General features: G+C 71.9%; 13 protein-coding genes and 1 pseudogene. 6 read left to right on the plus strand and 8 right to left on the minus strand.

The genetic code is table 11. The features are described from left to right. Positions 1-123 precede the first annotated feature (123 nt). The 6 genes from ABZ794_RS29630 to ABZ794_RS29655 all read right to left on the minus strand — a co-directional run bounded on the left by ABZ794_RS29630 (position 124) and on the right by ABZ794_RS29655 (position 6,057). Complete coding sequence (locus tag ABZ794_RS29630; RefSeq protein ID WP_238690104.1) at positions 124-1,410, minus strand: ABC transporter substrate-binding protein; 1,287 nt, start codon at positions 1,408-1,410, stop codon at positions 124-126. An 85-nt stretch (positions 1,411-1,495) separates the two neighbouring features. After that, a complete protein-coding gene (locus tag ABZ794_RS29635) occupies positions 1,496-2,608 on the minus strand; it encodes a branched-chain amino acid ABC transporter permease (protein ID WP_357518631.1) in 1,113 nt (370 codons plus the stop codon). After that, a complete protein-coding gene (locus ABZ794_RS29640) occupies positions 2,605-3,483 on the minus strand; it encodes a branched-chain amino acid ABC transporter permease (RefSeq protein ID WP_091399163.1) in 879 nt (292 codons plus the stop codon). The genes ABZ794_RS29635 and ABZ794_RS29640 overlap by 4 nt, the downstream gene beginning before the upstream one ends. Positions 3,484-3,513: 30 nt before the next feature. Then, positions 3,514-4,236 (minus strand): ABC transporter ATP-binding protein, encoded by a 723-nt coding sequence (locus ABZ794_RS29645; protein ID WP_357518633.1) that lies wholly within the window; start codon positions 4,234-4,236, stop codon positions 3,514-3,516. Then, on the minus strand, positions 4,233-5,021 hold the full coding sequence (locus ABZ794_RS29650) for an ATP-binding cassette domain-containing protein (protein ID WP_357518635.1): 789 nt from the start codon (positions 5,019-5,021) through the stop codon (positions 4,233-4,235). The genes ABZ794_RS29645 and ABZ794_RS29650 overlap by 4 nt, the downstream gene beginning before the upstream one ends. A 136-nt stretch (positions 5,022-5,157) precedes the next feature. Then, positions 5,158-6,057, minus strand: coding sequence for an alpha/beta hydrolase (locus tag ABZ794_RS29655; protein WP_357518637.1), 900 nt, complete (start codon positions 6,055-6,057; stop codon positions 5,158-5,160). Between the two features lie 184 nt (positions 6,058-6,241). Here ABZ794_RS29655 and ABZ794_RS29660 point away from each other — a divergent pair, with 184 nt between their 5' ends. Continuing rightward, positions 6,242-8,503 (plus strand): catalase, encoded by a 2,262-nt coding sequence (locus tag ABZ794_RS29660; RefSeq protein WP_210786587.1) that lies wholly within the window; start codon positions 6,242-6,244, stop codon positions 8,501-8,503. A gap of 64 nt (positions 8,504-8,567) precedes the next feature. Here ABZ794_RS29660 and ABZ794_RS29665 read toward each other — a convergent pair whose 3' ends face one another. Both ABZ794_RS29665 and ABZ794_RS29670 read right to left on the minus strand, forming a co-directional pair. Next, complete coding sequence (locus ABZ794_RS29665; RefSeq protein WP_307850682.1) at positions 8,568-8,993, minus strand: RICIN domain-containing protein; 426 nt, start codon at positions 8,991-8,993, stop codon at positions 8,568-8,570. 39 nt (positions 8,994-9,032) lie between these two features. Beyond that, a pseudogene (locus ABZ794_RS29670) lies at positions 9,033-10,619 on the minus strand (serine/threonine-protein kinase); the annotation flags it as partial. Between the two features lie 196 nt (positions 10,620-10,815). Here ABZ794_RS29670 and ABZ794_RS29675 point away from each other — a divergent pair. The 5 genes from ABZ794_RS29675 (at position 10,816) to ABZ794_RS29695 (ending at position 15,776) form a co-directional block, all read left to right on the plus strand. Beyond that, complete coding sequence (locus tag ABZ794_RS29675) at positions 10,816-11,283, plus strand: hypothetical protein (protein WP_210786592.1); 468 nt, start codon at positions 10,816-10,818, stop codon at positions 11,281-11,283. Next, entirely contained in the window at positions 11,276-12,184 is a 909-nt protein-coding gene (locus ABZ794_RS29680; RefSeq protein WP_210786594.1) for an alpha/beta hydrolase, read from the plus strand. Before ABZ794_RS29675 ends, ABZ794_RS29680 begins: the two co-directional genes overlap by 8 nt. Positions 12,185-12,451: 267 nt before the next feature. Then, positions 12,452-13,615 (plus strand): acyltransferase, encoded by a 1,164-nt coding sequence (locus tag ABZ794_RS29685; RefSeq protein WP_357518640.1) that lies wholly within the window; start codon positions 12,452-12,454, stop codon positions 13,613-13,615. Next, positions 13,612-14,754, plus strand: coding sequence for an alanine racemase (alr, locus tag ABZ794_RS29690; RefSeq protein ID WP_357518642.1), 1,143 nt, complete (start codon positions 13,612-13,614; stop codon positions 14,752-14,754). The genes ABZ794_RS29685 and alr overlap by 4 nt, the downstream gene beginning before the upstream one ends. Continuing rightward, positions 14,751-15,776, plus strand: a complete 1,026-nt coding sequence (locus tag ABZ794_RS29695) for a D-alanine--D-alanine ligase family protein (protein WP_357518644.1) — start codon at positions 14,751-14,753, stop codon at positions 15,774-15,776. The genes alr and ABZ794_RS29695 overlap by 4 nt, the downstream gene beginning before the upstream one ends. Positions 15,777-15,793: the final 17 nt, after the last annotated feature.

The following is a 15,793-nucleotide window of genomic DNA, read 5'->3' on the forward strand; positions in this document are numbered from 1 at the left end:
GCGCCCCCGACTCCCCGCCCCGGCCCTGCGCGCGGACGCCCGCGCCGCCCGCCCGCGCGCCGCGCTCCGACGGGGGGTGGAACGGCGGGACCACGCCCGGTCGGACGTCGGAGCTGCGGGGCCTCAGGAGACGGTCGGCACCCCGTTCGCCGGGGGCGCGGCCGGGGTGGCGGTGTACTCGTTGACCGCCCCGTCCGCCTCGTCCGTCTCGTACGCCGGCCCGAAGTAGGTCTGCACTCCCCCGCTCACCCGGCTCAACCGCTGGCCGCCGTACCCGGAGTGGTCAGTGGCGGAGAAGCGCAGCGGCACCAGACCGGGGCCCTGGTAGCCGCCCTTCTGCACGGCGTCCAGCACCTTCTCGCGGGTGAGGTCCTTGCCGGCGGCGAGCAGCACCTGCACGAAGAGGTAGCCGACCGACATGCCGTAGACGGTGTTGCCGTCGAACGGCGCGTCCCCGTTGTGCTCCTTGTTGACCTTGGTGAAGAGCTGGATCCACGGGTTCGCGGTGTCGTTCTGCATCGGCAGGTAGTTGGTGCCGACCATGCCCTCCAGCAGCGGCGCGGCGGCGCCGAGCTGCTTGGCCAGGGTCGGGTGGTCGGCGCCGACGTTGGAGACCAGCCACTGCGGCTTGAAGCCCAGCCGTGCCGCCGTGCCGACGGAGAGCGCGGTGAAGCCGGGCACGGTGGCCAGCACGACGACCTGGCAACCGGCCGCCTTGAACGCGCCGATCTGCGGCGCCACGTTGGTGTTGCTGGTGACGTACGTCTGTTTGACCGCCACGGCACCGGCGCCGAGCACCTTCTCCACGCCGGCCAGGCTGTCCCGGCCGAAGTCGTCGTCCTGACCGAGGAAGCAGACCTTCTGCCCGGCCAGGTTCGCCTTCGCGTAGTTGGCGAGGATCTTGCCCTCGACCGTGTAGTCGGGGTTGAACCCGAACGTGCCCGGATACTTGTCCGGCTGGTCCCAGCTGCGGCTGCCGGAGGCGACGAAGAGGTCTGGCACCCGGTTGCTCTTGAGGAAGTCGAGCACCCCGGTGTGCGTCGGCGTACCCAGACCATTGAGGACGGCGAAGACCTTGTCCTGGAGGACGAGCTGACGGACCACCTGCTGGGTGTTCGCCGGGTTGTAGCCGTCGTCCATGATCTTGTAGGTGATCTTCCGGCCGTGCACTCCGCCGTTGGCGTTGACGTAGTCGAAGTACGCCTTCGTCGCCGGTGCGATCTTCGAGTAGCCGGCCGAGGCCGGACCGGTCAGCGGCATGTGGGTGCCGACGACGATCTCGGTGTCGGTGACGCCCGGCACCGACGCCCCGCCGGAGCCGGGGCCGTCGTCGCCGCTACAGCCGGCAGCGGTGATGAGCAGGGCAAGGGTGCTGGCGATCGCGAGGCCGCGATGCGCGTTACGGTGCATGGGAAACACCGACCTTTCTCGGTCCGGTTGTCTGTGGGAACGGTGTGGTGGTGGGGCGCCCGGCCGAGGCCGGACCGAGGACAGCTCAGGAACGCCGGGTCGGACGCCTGGCCAGCAACGCCCGGCCGAGACGCGACAGCAGACCCTGCACACCGCCGGGGGCGGCGATCATGACGACGATCAGGGTGAGTCCGAAGATCGCCAGGGGGAGGTTGCCCTCCAGCCGCTGCGCCACAGCGGGCGAGAGCGTGAGCATCTCGGTCACCGAGTGGGTCAGATCGGGCAGGGCGACCAGCAGGACGGCCCCCCACAGCGCGCCGGTCAGTCGACCCAGGCCACCGATCACCACGGCCATCAGCAGGAACAGCGACAGGGTCAGCGAGAACGCGCCGGGTGAGACGCTCTGCGCGAGCACCGCCAGCAGCGCACCGCCGAGCCCGGCGGTGGCCGCGCTGACCACGAACGCGAGGACCTGGGTGCGGGCCACGTGGATGCCGGCGAGGCGGGCCGCCACCTCGTCGTCGCGGACCGCCCGGAAGATACGCCCGTACCGGCTGCGGATCAGGTTCGCCAACAGCAGCATCGCGAGCAGGGTGGCCGCGCCGGTGACCCAGAGCTGCCACCGCTCGTACGGGAAGTACGGGCCGAGCGACAGCGGCGGCGGCTCCACCGGCACCGACAGCCCCTGCTCGCCGTTGAACACGCCGTCGAAGGTGACCGCCAGCGCCGGCACCACCACGGCCACCGCGAGGGTGACCCCGGCCAGATAGGGGCCGCGCAGTCGGGCCGCTGCCACACCGACCACCGCGCCTACCGCGACAGTGCTGGCGATCGCCGCAGCCAACGACAGCGGCAACAGCCAGCCGCCGGTCATCCCCCGGTCGGCGAACGCGGTCTGGCACAGCGCCACCGTGTACGCCCCGGTGGCCATCAGCGCGCCGTGCCCGAGCGACAGTTGACCGTTGAGCCCGGTGAGGACGGTCAGCCCGGCGGTCGCGCAGAGGTAGGCGGCCACGGTGGCGAGCTGGAAGTTGCGGAACGGCTCGACGGAGTAGCTGATCGCCACCAGCAGCAACCCGGCGGCCAGCACCACCGCGAGGTGGCGCAGCAGTGTGGAGCCGCGTCGCCGGTCGACCGGTCGGCCGCCCGGGTCGTCGAGCTGCTCTCTCGGCGGCACTGCCGCCCTCGTGGCGCTCACACCCGCCTCGCCGCGACCGGGGCGAACAGCCCACCGGGCCGGACCAGCAGCACCGCCAGCAGCAGGACCAGCACCGCGAGCGGGGTGAGGTCACTGCCGGCGTAGCCGCTCACGTAGGAGAGCAGCAACCCCACCACCAGCCCACCGACCACCGCTCCCGGTGGACTGTCCAGCCCGCCGACCACCGCCGCGGTGAACGCCGAGACGAACACCAGGTCCATCGCGTGCGGGTGCAGGCCCAACTCGGTCGGCAGGACCAGCATGGCGGCCAGCGCGCCCACCCCGGAGGCGAGCGCCCAGCCGAGGGTCAGCATCCCGCCGACGTTGACCCCGAGCAGCCGGGAGACCTCCGGAGCGAAGGCCGCCGCGCGCATCCGCAACCCCACCGGGGTACGGGCGAACATCCAGGCCAGGCCGCTGACCACCACGCCGATCGTGGCGAAGACGAACAGGTCGTACGGGGACAGCACGGCGACCCCGCCCACGGTGAGGGCGGACCGGCTGAACGGGGCCTCGGCGGGGCGGAACTCGCTGCCGTACACCATGCCGAGCACGGCCTGGATCAGCAGCACCAGCCCGAGCGCGACGATCACCGGGTTGAGCGGTGAGGCGTGATCGACGTGCCGCATCACCACCCGGTCCACCAGCGCACCGAGCAGCAGGCCGGCGACGATCGCGACCACGAAGCCCAGCCAGTAGGAACCGGTCGCGGTGCTGACGGTGTACGCGACGTACGCGGCGGCGACGGCCATCGCCCCCTGGGCGAAGTTGACGACCCGCGCCGCCCGCCAGATGAGCACCAGGGCCAGCGCGAACGCGGCGTACACCGCGCCCCGGGACAGGCCGTCGACGGTGAGGAAGACGAAGCGGTCCAACAGTCCTCCCTCCGGGGGACGAGGTGGTGGTCAGAAACCGAGGTACGCGTGGCGCAGGTCGACGTCGTCGCGTAGCTGCACCGCCGGGGCGGCGATCACCACCCGACCGAGGGACATCACGACGCCCTGGTCGGCGACGGCGAGCGCGCTGCGCACGTTCTGCTCGACCAGCAGGACGGTCAGCCCGGTGCGGTCGCGCAGTTGGCGGAGCAGGGCCATGGTCCGGGCGACGACCCGCGGCGCCAGGCCGAGCGACGGCTCGTCCAGCAGCAGCAGACGGGGGCGCCCGACCAGGGCCCGACCGAGCGCGAGCATCTGCCGCTCGCCGCCGGAGAGCTGGTGACCGAGGTGCCGGCGGCGTCGGGCCAGCGGCTCGAAGAGCTGGTAGACCTCGTCGAGGGCCCGCCCGGCGTCGGCCCGGTCGCGTCGCCACAGCCCGCCCAGCCGCAGGTTCTCGTCGACGGTCAGCTCGCTGATCACGCCCCGGCCCTCCGGGACGTGCGCCATGCCGCGTCGGACGAGCTGCTCCACCGGCGTGCCGCGAAGGTCCTCCCCGGCCAGCAGGACCTGGCCGGCGGCCGGGCGGATCATGCCGGAGAGCGCGCGCAGGAGGGTGGTCTTGCCGGCGCCGTTGGCGCCGACGACAGCGGCGATGGTGCCGGCCGGGACGGTGAGGTCGATGGCCCGCAACACGGGCGCGGCGCCGTAACCGGCGACCAGCCCCCGCACGACGAGCAGGTCGGCGCCGCTCATGGGGAGACCTCTTCCTCGACTGTGGCACCGAGGTACGCGTCGGTGACCGCGGGGTCGTCGCGGATCTCGTCCGGGGTGCCGGCGGCGATGACCCGGCCGAAGTCGAGGACCACGAGTTCGTCGCAGACGGCCATCACCAGGTCCATGTGGTGCTCGACCAGGAGCACGGCGCAGGGGTCGGTGTCCCGCCGGGGCAGGTGCCGGACCAGCTCCGCCAGCTCGGCGATGTCGTCCGCCCCGAGGCCACCGGCCGGCTCGTCGAGCAGGAGCAGCCGGGGCCGGGCGGCCAGCGCGCGGGCCAGGGCGACCCGCTGGCGTACGGCGAAGGGCAGGGTGGTCGGCGCGGCCCCGGCGTGCTCGGCGATGCCCAGCTCGTCGAGGATGGCCAGGGCGTCCCCGCGGAGCCGGCGCTCGTCGCGGTCGCTGGCCGGCAGCCCGAGCAGCGCCGGGACGAAGCCGGCACGGGCGGTGTGCGAGGCGCCGGTCATCACGTTCTCCAGCACGCTCAGCCCGGCGAAGAGCCCGGTGCCCTGAAGGGTCCGGGCGATGCCGAGCCGGGTCAGCCGGTGCGGCCGTGGCCGCAGCGGCCGGCCGTCGAGGGTGAGTGAGCCCGTCTCCGGTGGGACGAAGCCGCAGATCACGTTGAACAGCGTGGTCTTGCCGGCGCCGTTGGGCCCGATGACGCCCACCACCCGGTTGGGTGGCACCCGCAGGGACACGTCGTCGAGGGCGGTGAGGCCGCCGAAACGGACGCCGATGTGGTGCAGTTCGAGGCCGCGCTCCATCACCCATCCCTCTGTCGTGGCGGGTGTTTATTTACACTCGCAGTGTACGTTTCTCGGGTTTGGCGTCAAGACCTTCAATGCCCCTTCACGCACGTCGACGGGGCGGCCGCCAGCGGCGACCGCCCCGTGACCGCCGTCAGGCGCTGGGACAGGTGTTGCGGTACTCCTCGATCTGGGAGCCGCTCGGGCCGGGGCAGAGGAACTGCTCGTAGCGGGTGTCGTCGTCGACGAACCGCTTCAACCAGGCCACCATCTGCCGCGCGGTCGGCGTGTTCGTGCTCTGCGGGAAGAAGTGACTCGCCCCGTTCAGCTCCAGGTACGCCTTCTCGGCGGAGGCCGGGATGCTGTTGTAGAACGGGATCGAGTGCGACGAGACCGACGCGACACTGTCGTTCTCGCCACCGACGATCAGCGTCGGCACCCGCAGCTCGGACCAGCTCTTGTCCAGGTTCCACGGCGCCAGCGGCACCGCGGCCTGCAACGAGGGCCGCGACGAGGCCGCCTCCAGGCTGCCCCCGCCACCCATGGAGTGGCCGGCCACCGCGAGCCGACTGCTGTCGATCCGGGTACGCACCGAGCTGCGCTGGGTCAGGTAGTCCAGCGCGGCGAGCAACTGCCGGCCCCGGCTGTCCGGCTGGTCCAGCCGACTGTTGGTCTCGATGCCGATCACCACGAAGCCGTGCGAGGCGATGCGCGGTCCGAGCCAGCTGATGCTGGACCACGCGGCGGTGTAACCGGGCGAGATGGCGATGGCGCCGAAGGTGCCCTCGCTGGTGCTGGTCGGGTAGTAGATGACGCCGCCGCCGAAGCCGGTGACGCTCAGCGAGGACACGCTCTGCGAGGACGTCGCGAACGGGCCGCGGCTGGCCTCCAGGATCGCGGTGGTCGGGGCGGGGCCCCGCTCGTACGGGCCGGCGGCCTGGGCGGCGCCGGACGATCCGGCCAGGACGCCACCGGCGGCCAGGACGGCGGCCAATGCGAGCCGGGTGGCACGAGCTGCGACGGAACGGGGACGGGTGGTGGTTGGTGAGGACACGTCGGGCACTCCCTAAAGTCGAGGGATATCGACGTGTGTCAGTTTTGGCTGCTCCGCCGATCCCGGCATCGGCGAAATCACCAGTCCCGGCGCAGGATGCCGGGATGAGTCGTGTTTCGACCCTCTGACCTGGGGTAGCAGGGCAGGCGCCGGCCCGCACACGCGCCATGGAGAGGTTCAGCCAGTGGATTCCAGCAAGCCCGCCGAGGCGGTCAAGAACGTCGTGAAGACCGCATCAGGAAAGATCGCCGACGCCCTCAGCCCGGATGTCCCCGGTGCGCCGGGGAGCGCGCCACCGCCGCTCGAGGAGCCGACGACGCCGCACGACCCGCTGCCGCCGAAGCCGGAACAGGGGGCACCGCAGACGCGCACGCCGACCGGCGCGGAGACCGGCGCGCCGACGATCGCGAACGGTCAGCAGGGGGCCTACCTCACGACCGCGAACGGGGCACGGCTACGCGACACCGACCACTCGCTCAAGGCCGGCCCGCGCGGCCCGGTGCTCCTGCAGGACCACCACCTACGCGAGAAGATCACGCACTTCGACCACGAACGCATTCCGGAGCGCGTGGTGCACGCCCGGGGCGCCGGCGCGCACGGTGTGTTCACCGCGTACGGCACCGCCGAGGCGGTCACCAGGGCCGGCTTCCTCAAGAAGGGACGCGAGACCGACGTCTTCGTCAGGTTCTCCACGGTTCTCGGTTCGCGGGGTTCGGCCGACACGGTCCGCGACACCCGTGGCTTCGCCACGAAGTTCTACACCGACGAGGGCACCTTCGACCTGGTCGGCAACAACATCCCGGTCTTCTTCATCCAGGACGCGATCAAGTTCCCGGACATCATCCACGCCGGCAAGCCGCACCCGGACCGGGAGATCCCGCAGGCGCAGAGCGCCCACGACACCTTCTGGGACTTCGTGTCGCTGCACACCGAGGCGCAGCACCACACCATCTGGAACATGTCCGACCGGGGCATTCCGCGTTCGTACCGGACGATGGAGGGCTTCGGCGTGCACACCTTCCGCCTCGTCAACGAGGCCGGGGAGACGGTGCTGGCCAAGTTCCACTGGAAGCCGAAGTTGGGCGTGCACTCGCTGACCTGGGAGGAGGCGCAGCTGATCGGCGGCATCGACCCGGACTTCCACCGACGCGACCTGTACGACGCCATCGAGGCCGGCGCGTACCCCGAGTGGGAGCTGGGCATCCAGGTCTTCCCGGACACGCCCGAGGAGACCTTCGCCGGCATCGACCTGCTCGACCCGACGAAGATCGTGCCGGAGGAGCTGGCCGAGGTGCAGCCGGTCGGGCGGCTGGTGCTCAACCGGACGCCGACGAACTTCTTCGCCGAGACCGAACAGGTCGCCTTCCACCTCGGTCACCTGCCCCCGGGCATCGACGTCACAAACGACCCGCTGTTGCAGGGCCGGCTCTTCTCGTACGTCGACACGCAGCTCACCCGGCTGGGCGGGCCGAACTTCACGCAGATCCCGATCAACCGCCCGCACGCGGCCGTGAACGACATGCTGCGCGACGGCTTCCACCAGCACGCCGTGCACGCCGGCGTCGCACCGTACCGACCGAACTCGCTCGACGGCGGCAACCCGTTCCCCGCCGGGGACGCCGAGCACGCCTTCGTCGACGTGCCGGTCACTGTCGCGCAGGCGCCGAAGGTACGCGCGAACCCGGCCTCGTTCGACGACCACTACAGCCAGGTCCGCCTGTTCTGGCTGAGCATGTCGCCGGTCGAGAAGGAACACATCATCCGGGCGTACACCTTCGAGCTGGGCAAGTGCTACCACCAGGCGATCAAGGAGCGTCAGCTGCGGAGCCTCGCCAACATCGACCCGGTGCTGTGCGAGCAGGTCGCCACCGGCCTGGGTCTGCCCGCGCCGCAGCCGACAGTGCCGCTCCCCGACGTCACGCCCAGCCCGGCGCTGTCGCAGGTCGGTCGGGAGTGGCCGAGCGACGGCCGCATGGTCGGGATCGTCGTCGACCCCGACGGTGACCTGGACGGCGTCGACGAGGTTCGCCGGGCGGTGTTCAGCGCCGGCATGGTGCCGCTGCTGATCGCCCCGCACGGCGGCATGGTGGGCGACCTGCCGGTGCAGCGCACCTTCGCCACCGGCCGGTCGGTCGAGTTCGACGCGGTCCTGCTGGCCGGAGCGCCGGCACCCGCACCGGATGCCCTGCCCGCCCGCGACGCCAAGGCGGGCACGCCGGGCCCGGCCGCCGTGGACCCCCGCGTCCTGCTGCTCGTCGAGGAGTGCTGGCGGCACGCCAAGGCGATCGGCGCCTGGGGGGCCGGTGTCACAGTGCTGGAGCAGGCCGGCGTCGCCGGCACCCCGGGCGTCGTGGCGGCGGGCTCGGGCGCCGAAGCGCTGACCGCGGTGCAGCAGTTGATGGCCGCGCACCGGGTCTGGGAACGGTTCCCCGCATCGGTCGCCTGATCCAACCACCGACGAGGGCCGTCCTCCGCACCACTGGGAGGACGGCCCTCGTCGGTGTCCGGCGCTATCGCCGGGTCCACCGCAGATGGCTCGTGCCGGCGCTACAGCTGCGCTGCTCGATCATCGCGCCGTTCGCTGTGCTCTGGCCGACAGTGCCCAGGCACAGTCCGCTGTGCGCGTTGACGAGTTGCCCGGCCTCGTTCAGGGTGAACTGTTGCGCCGGGGTCGTGTTGCAGGTGGTGAGCTGGATCGCCGCTCCGGCGTCGCTGGACGCGGCGAGCACGTCCAGGCAACGCCCACCCAACTGCACGCTCCGGTCCGAGCGCATCGCCCAGAGCTGGTGGGAGGCGCGATCATCCCGGCAGTCCCAGATCCCGAGCCGGACCGGGTCGGGTGAGTCCGGCGCGCTGATGTCCAGGCACCGCTTGCTCGCCACCCCGACGAGCCGGTTGCCCGACCGCGCCGGGGGCACGCTCGGACTCGGCGACACTCGACGGTCCGGCGTGGCGGACGGCGTGGCCCCGTCCGCCGTCGACGCCGGCCGGAAGCCCGCGGTAACCTCCCGGAACGCGTCCGCCCCGGCCGCCGGCCAGGCCGACTCGGGTGTCAACCAGGCGATGCTGTAGCCGTGACGCGCAGCCGTCGTGAAGGTGCGCTGGCGTCCGCGCATCGCGGTACCCGCCTCGCTGGTGTAGACCCACTCCAGGTCGGCGGCCTTGAGCTGGTAGTTGACAGCGAGCAGCTCGACCCGGCGGTAGTCGCGGTACCGCTCGCTGACGGCCGGGCCGCCGAGTTCGGCCAACGGGTCGCCGCGCGGCGAGTCGGTCTGGCTGACGACAAGCATCCGTTCGCCGCCCGGCTCGCGCAGTTCGACGCGCTGGCCGCGCCGGAGGATCTGCCAGTCGCGCGGCGCCGGCATCGAGAAGCCACTGCTGTCCCGGTAGACCGACCACGAGATCGGCCGGAGCGTAGCGGTCGTCGGTACGGCACCGGGCGTCGACGGCGCACCCGCCACGGCGGCGTCCACCAGCTCGGCCCCTCCCCCGGCCGGCCGCGACGCCCGGCGGGTGGCCAGCGGAACCCCGACCGCCAGGCCGAGCGCGACCACTGCCGCGAGACCACCGAGGAGCCAGGTCCGCCGTCGGCGGGCCGGTCCCGGACCGGCACGATCCGCCGCCACCGGTGCCGACGACCGGGGTACGTCGGACGCGTCGACCGGATGGGCCGTGATCGCCGGTGGTGCGGGCACGGCGGGCGCCGGACGCCACGTCACCGCGATGGGTGGCCGCGGTGTGCCGTCCAGCACGGCCCGGAGCAACTGCTCGGCCGCGTCGGCGTCCATCCGCTCGGCCGGGTCCTTGCGCAGCAGACCGGCCAGCACCGGTGCGAGCGGTCCCGCCCGTCGCGCCGCGGGCGGCGGCTCGGTGACCAGCGCGGTGAGGCTCATCAGACCCGACGGCCGGGCGTACGGCGACTGGCCCTCGACGGCGGCGTACAGGGTCGCGCCGAGCGACCAGAAATCCCCCTCCGGGCCCACCGTGCCCCGCATGGCCCGCTCGGGAGAGACGTACGCGGGCGAGCCGAGCACCACACCGCTGAGGGTGAGGTTCACGTCCTCGACGGCGGTGGCCAGGCCGAAGTCGGTGAGCACGATCCGGTCGTCCGCGCCGACGAGGATGTTCGCCGGTTTGACGTCGCGGTGCATGATCCCGGCGCGGTGGGCGGCGCGCAGCGCGCCGAGCACGGCCAGCCCGATCTCGGCCGCCCGCACCGGCGCGACGGGGCCGTCGGTGGTGATGGTGTCGTGCAGCGAACGGGACGGCACGTACTCCATCACGATCTGCGGGTCGCCGTCGGCGCTCAACAGCACATCGAAGACCCGGACGACGTTGACGTGGTCGAGTTGCGCGATTGCCCGGGCCTCCCGAAGTGACCGGACCCGCAATTCCTGTCGCGCCTCAATGGTCAGGCCGGGGGGTGGAACGATTTCCTTGATGGCGACGTCCCGTTGCAGCATTCGGTCGCGGGCTTTCCACACTCGACCCATTCCGCCCTGGCCGATGAGCTCGACGACGTCATACCGATCGGTAACAAGAAGCGGCAACATCTGCGACACCCGGAGAGGCTACCTGGCACGTCGTCGAACAATTTCCGGCAGTCGAAGCGAACCACCGTATGTGATCCGGCTCATCCCCGCCGGCAACGTCGTTTGTGGAGCGAAAGACGGCGTGGGCCAACCGCGCTCGCGCCATGGTGCTTGACACTCGACGTCAAGTGCTTGACGATGGGTGTCAAGTAGCGGAGGAGGCAGCATGTCGCCAACCCACCAGGAACTGACCGAGCAGCTCATCCGGTTGATCGACATCCGCCTGCTCGACCCCCTGGAAATCCTGGTCGACGGCCACGACGCCATCGACCCGCTGCGCACCGTCATCCGGGATCGGGCCCGATCCTGGGCGACCACAATCGTCAGCGGCGACGACCGGGCCGCCGTCAGCGTGGTCATGCGCGCGATCGCCACCCTCTACCCGGGGGACGGACCGTTCGACCCACCCAACGACTGGTGGCGCAGCCCTTTCGGCCAGGCCGTCGCGCGACGGGTCGGCCACCCGACCGCCGAATCCGTGTCGTACGCGGTGGCCGGCGCCATGCTCGGCATCACCCGCCAGGGCGTCCACGACCTGGTCTCCCGCGACAAGCTCGCCCGCCACCCCGAAGGCGGCGTGCGCTCCGCCTCCGTACGCGACCGACTGCTCAAGGAAGGGAACCGACGTGTCTGAGACCATCATCGACTCCGGGACCGTGCCCATCGCGATCCGCGACTTCGGCGGACCCGGACAACCGCTGCTGCTCCTTCACGGCGCCGGCGGCAACCTCGCCCAGATGACCACCCTCGCCGAGCACCTGCGCCCGACCCACCGGGTGGTCACCGTCGACCTGCGCGGTCACGGCCGGTCCGGAGACGGCCCGTGGCGCTGGAACGCCGTACTGGCCGACCTGGCCGCCGTCGCCGACCACCTCGGCCTCACCTCCCCAGCGGTGGTCGGCGTCTCCCTCGGCGGCATGCTCGCCACTCTCTGGGCACAGCGTCACCCGGAGTGCCCCGGTGCCGTCAGCTTCGACGGCAATCCGCCGTTGAACCGTCCGGACCAGCTCACCGGGCTGGATCCGGCGCAGACCGAGACCGAGCTGGCCAAGCTGCGGGCCGTATTCGACGCGATGGCCGCGATGCTGGCCGAGCCGCTCACCGCCGAACAGGTGGCCGCCATGCTGGCGGGGCAGCGGGCCATGGCCCAACGCTACGGCGCCGCACCCGACGACTGGGTGGCGGCCGTCGAACGCAACCTCGTGCCCGGCGACGACGGCCGCAGCCGGCTGCGGCCCGGCCCGGACCTCACCCGGCAACTCCGGGACGCCATGGACTCCCTCGAGCTGATGCCCGCCTACCGCGACGTCCGCTGCCCGCTGCTGCTCGTCCTCGCCACTGAGGACCTGCCCGAACAACAGCCGTTCCACAGCCTGTACGAGGCGTACCGCAAGGTCACCGCCGAACGGCTTGCCACTGTGGACAACCCGTCTCTGCGGGTGCGGCAGCTCGCCGGCGCCAGCCACGCGATGGTCGCCGAACGCCCACAGGAGCTCGCCACCCTCATCACCGACTTTCTCAACCCTCACAACTGAGGGCGGCCCGCAGGAGCCCGCCTCCTGGCGAAGGGGCCCTGGGTGGCACCCGCACCGGTCGCGGCGGAATCAGCCGATGTCGGCCAGCCGGGGCAGCACCTCGTCGCCGAGCCGCCGGGCGAACTCGATCGGGTCCCGATCAGGCGTCACCTGCACCTCGCTCACCCCGGCTCGGAACCGCCTACGGATCGGGTCCGGCGGCGTTCATTACCGCACCATGACAATTCGTGGATCACGTGCGGATATCCGGCTGGCAGCTTTCGGTGGGTGATCCAACAGCTGTCTCCCACCGAGCCCCGGCCCGCCGAGCTGGAGCCCGACGCGCCGCGCGTCCGGTTCCGCCACCGCCAACGGACCGGACCCGCCCCTGCCTCCGCGCCCGCACCTGCCGCCGGATCACACCGGGCGCAGTGGGCGGATGCCGCGAAGGGCGTCTGCATCATCCTCGTCGTCCTGTGGCACGTCGTCGTGAAGGACTACCTCCAGATCGACTGGCACATCGGGGTACCGGTGCCGGGATTCTGGGGAACGCTGGGTGAGCAGTTCCTTCCGCTGCGGATGCCGCTGTTCTTCACCATCTCGGGCGTCTTCGCGGCGAACGCCGCCCAGCGGCCGTGGCGGGTCGTCGCCCGCAGCCGGATCGCCGGGTTCCTCTACCTGTACGCCGTCTGGCTGCTGATCCACACAGTGGTCCTCGCCGCCGCGGCGGCACTGCCGACCGACCGGGCCACCTCGGCGCTCGGCCTGCTGGAGCAGCTCACCATCACGCCGTCCAACCTCTGGTACCTGTACGCCCTGGCGCTGTACTTCACGATCGCCAAGTTGACCCGCCGGGCGCCCCGCGCGCTGGTCCTGGTCCCCGCCGCCGCACTGTCCGCCGTCGCCGCCGCCGGCCTGCTCGACACCCCGGGCAACCGCGCCGGCCTCTACCAGAACCTGGTCTTCTTCCTCGCCGGCCTGTACCTGCGGCCGCAGATCCAGCAGTGGGCCGCCACCGCCAGCCGCCGCCGGCTGTTGCTGACCTCGGGTGGCTACGTCCTGGCGCTCGCCGCGATGGCGGTGACCGGCGCCCAGCAGTGGCTCGGGGTATGGCCGGCGGTCTCCGTGGTGGCAGTGATCTTCGGCATAACCGCTGCTGCCCGGCTGTCGCGGTGGTCGGCGCTCAGCAAACCGCTGGCTAGGCTCGGCCGCATCACGTTGCCGATCTACGTCATTCACATGCCGGTCCTGGCCCTACTGCACCGGCTGTTGCTCGTACCGGTTTCCGGGCTGGGTGGGTCGGCTCAGGGCCTGATCGTGCTCGGTTATCCGATTCTGCTGAGCGGGCTGGTGATCGGTCTGAGCCTGGTCGTTCACCGCGGGCTGCTGGCGGTTCGCGCGGGCTGGCTGTTCGCGCTGCCCGGCACGCGCCGGTTGGAGGCGGCCGGATGAGCGCCCTCGCCGAAGCCCTGATCGACCTGGACGCGATCGCCAGCAACGTACGGTCGATCGCGTCGGTCACCGGCACCGGACTGATGGCCGTGGTGAAGGCCGACGGGTTCGGCCACGGCGCGGTGCAGGTGGCCCGGGCCGCGCTGCGCGCCGGCGCCTCCTGGCTGGGAGTGACCTCGACGGCCGAGGCGCTGACCCTGCGCGACGGGGGTGTGACAGCGCCCACGTTGAGCTGGCTGCACAGCCCGGATGACGACTTCGGTATGTTGATCAAGAGTGGCGTCGACGTCGGCGTGTCCACGACGACGCACCTGCACGCCGTCGCCGACGCGGCCCGTCTGCTCGGCGTACCGGCGATGGTGCAGCTCAAGGCGGACACCGGGTTGTCCCGCAACGGGGCCGCCGGGGACGACTGGCCCGAGTTGGTCGGTTGGGCCCGCAAGTACGAACGAGAGGGTGGGATCCGGGTGCGCGGGGTGTGGTCCCACCTCGCCGACGCCGACCTGCCGGGCGCCCCCGCGCTCACCCGTCAGGTGGCAATCTTCGAGGAGGCGCTGCGGACCGCACGGTCGGCTGGCCTGAACCCTGATCTCGTCCACCTGGCCAACTCGGCGGCCGCGCTCTCCGCACCGCGAACCCGCTTCGACCTCTGCCGGATCGGGATCGCCCTCTACGGCGTGGACCCGTTCGGCGTGAGTGGTCCGGGCGAGTTCGGGCTGCACCCCGCGATGACCCTGCGGACGAGCGTGGTCAACGTCAAGCGGGTGCCGGCCGGCACCGGCGTCTCCTACGGGCCCGAGCACGTGACCGGCGCGGCGACCACGCTGGCGCTGCTGCCGCTCGGCTACGCCGACGGGCTGCCCCGGGCCGCGGGTGGCCGCGCCTCGGTGTGGCTCGCCGGCCGACGGTGCCCGATCGTCGGGCGCATCGCCATGGACCAGTGCGTGGTCGACGCCGGGGATCTTCCGGTGACGATCGGCGACCCGGTCGTGGTGTTCGGCCCGGCCCAGGGCGACCAGCACCCTCCGACGGTGGTCGAGTGGGCGCGCTGGGCCGACACCAACCCACACGAGATCTTGACCGGCATCGGGGCCCGGGTGGCCCGCGAGCACCTCCATGGAAGGGCACGGAACTCATGACAACCCGACTGGCAGTGCTGTACGGCGGGCAGAGCGGCGAGCACGAGGTGTCCTGCCGCTCGGCGGCGAGCATCCTCGCCCACCTGGACGGTGGACGGTACCAGGTCACCGAGGTGCTCATCGACCGCGACGGCGGGTGGCACGTCGGCGGCCGACCGACGCCCCTGCCTGCGGCGTTGCGCGTCCTGCGTGCCCAGGACGTGGTGTTCCCGGCCCTGCACGGCCCGTACGGCGAGGACGGCACCGTGTCGTCGCTGCTGGAGTGGCTCGGCGTGCCGTACGTCGGCAACGGCGTCTTCGCCAGCGCCGCCGGCATGGACAAGGGGGTCACCAAGCGGCTCCTCGCGGCGGAGGGCCTGCGGGTCAGCCCGGGGGTGACCCTACGTCCCGGCGAGGCCCTGTCGCCCGAGGACCAGCGTCGGCTGGAGCTGCCGGTCTTTGTCAAGCCGGCCCGCGCCGGGTCGAGCCTGGGCGTCTTCAGGGTGGACGACTGGGCGGGAGTTCCCGCCGCGCTGGAGCAGGCCCGCCAGGTCGACCCGAAGGTGCTCGTCGAGCAGGGAGCGCGGGGACGCGAGATCGACGTGGCCGTCCTCCAGCACCCGGACGGCCGGGTACAGGCCGGCCCGCCGCTGGAGATCCGGGTGACCGGCGCCGGATTCTTCGACTACGACGCGAAGTACGACGGCGGGGCGATCTTCCAAATTCCCGCCGCACTCGACGCGGCGACCACCGAGGTGCTGCAGGACCGTGCGATTCGCGCCTTCCAGGCCCTCGACTGCCGTGGGCTGCTGCGGGTCGACTTCTTCCTGCCCACCGAGGGGTCGCCCGAGCCCATCGTGAACGAGGTCAACACGTTCCCCGGCTTCACCGCCGCGTCCCAGTTCCCGCAGATCTGGCAGCAGGCCGGCATCGAGTTCGCCGCACTGATCGACATCCTGATCGCCGGTGCGCTGGCCGACCAGGACCACGGCCACCACAGCGGGTTGCCCCGGCCGGCCCGAGCGGTCGACCACCTGGTGTGAGCGCCGGTCGGTGCCCG

It is taken from the genome of Micromonospora sp. NPDC047187 (assembly GCF_040643355.1).
GTDB classification, from domain to species: domain Bacteria; phylum Actinomycetota; class Actinomycetes; order Mycobacteriales; family Micromonosporaceae; genus Micromonospora; species Micromonospora salmantinae.

Coding starts and splice junctions, on each gene's coding strand:
- ABZ794_RS29630 (WP_238690104.1), bottom strand. CDS start 1,410: ATGCACCGTAACGCGCATCGCGGCCTCGCGATCGCCAGCACCCTTGCC.
- alr (WP_357518642.1), top strand. CDS start 13,612: ATGAGCGCCCTCGCCGAAGCCCTGATCGACCTGGACGCGATCGCCAGC.
- ABZ794_RS29645 (WP_357518633.1), bottom strand. CDS start 4,236: ATGAGCGGCGCCGACCTGCTCGTCGTGCGGGGGCTGGTCGCCGGTTAC.
- ABZ794_RS29695 (WP_357518644.1), top strand. CDS start 14,751: ATGACAACCCGACTGGCAGTGCTGTACGGCGGGCAGAGCGGCGAGCAC.
- ABZ794_RS29675 (WP_210786592.1), top strand. CDS start 10,816: ATGTCGCCAACCCACCAGGAACTGACCGAGCAGCTCATCCGGTTGATC.
- ABZ794_RS29650 (WP_357518635.1), bottom strand. CDS start 5,021: ATGGAGCGCGGCCTCGAACTGCACCACATCGGCGTCCGTTTCGGCGGC.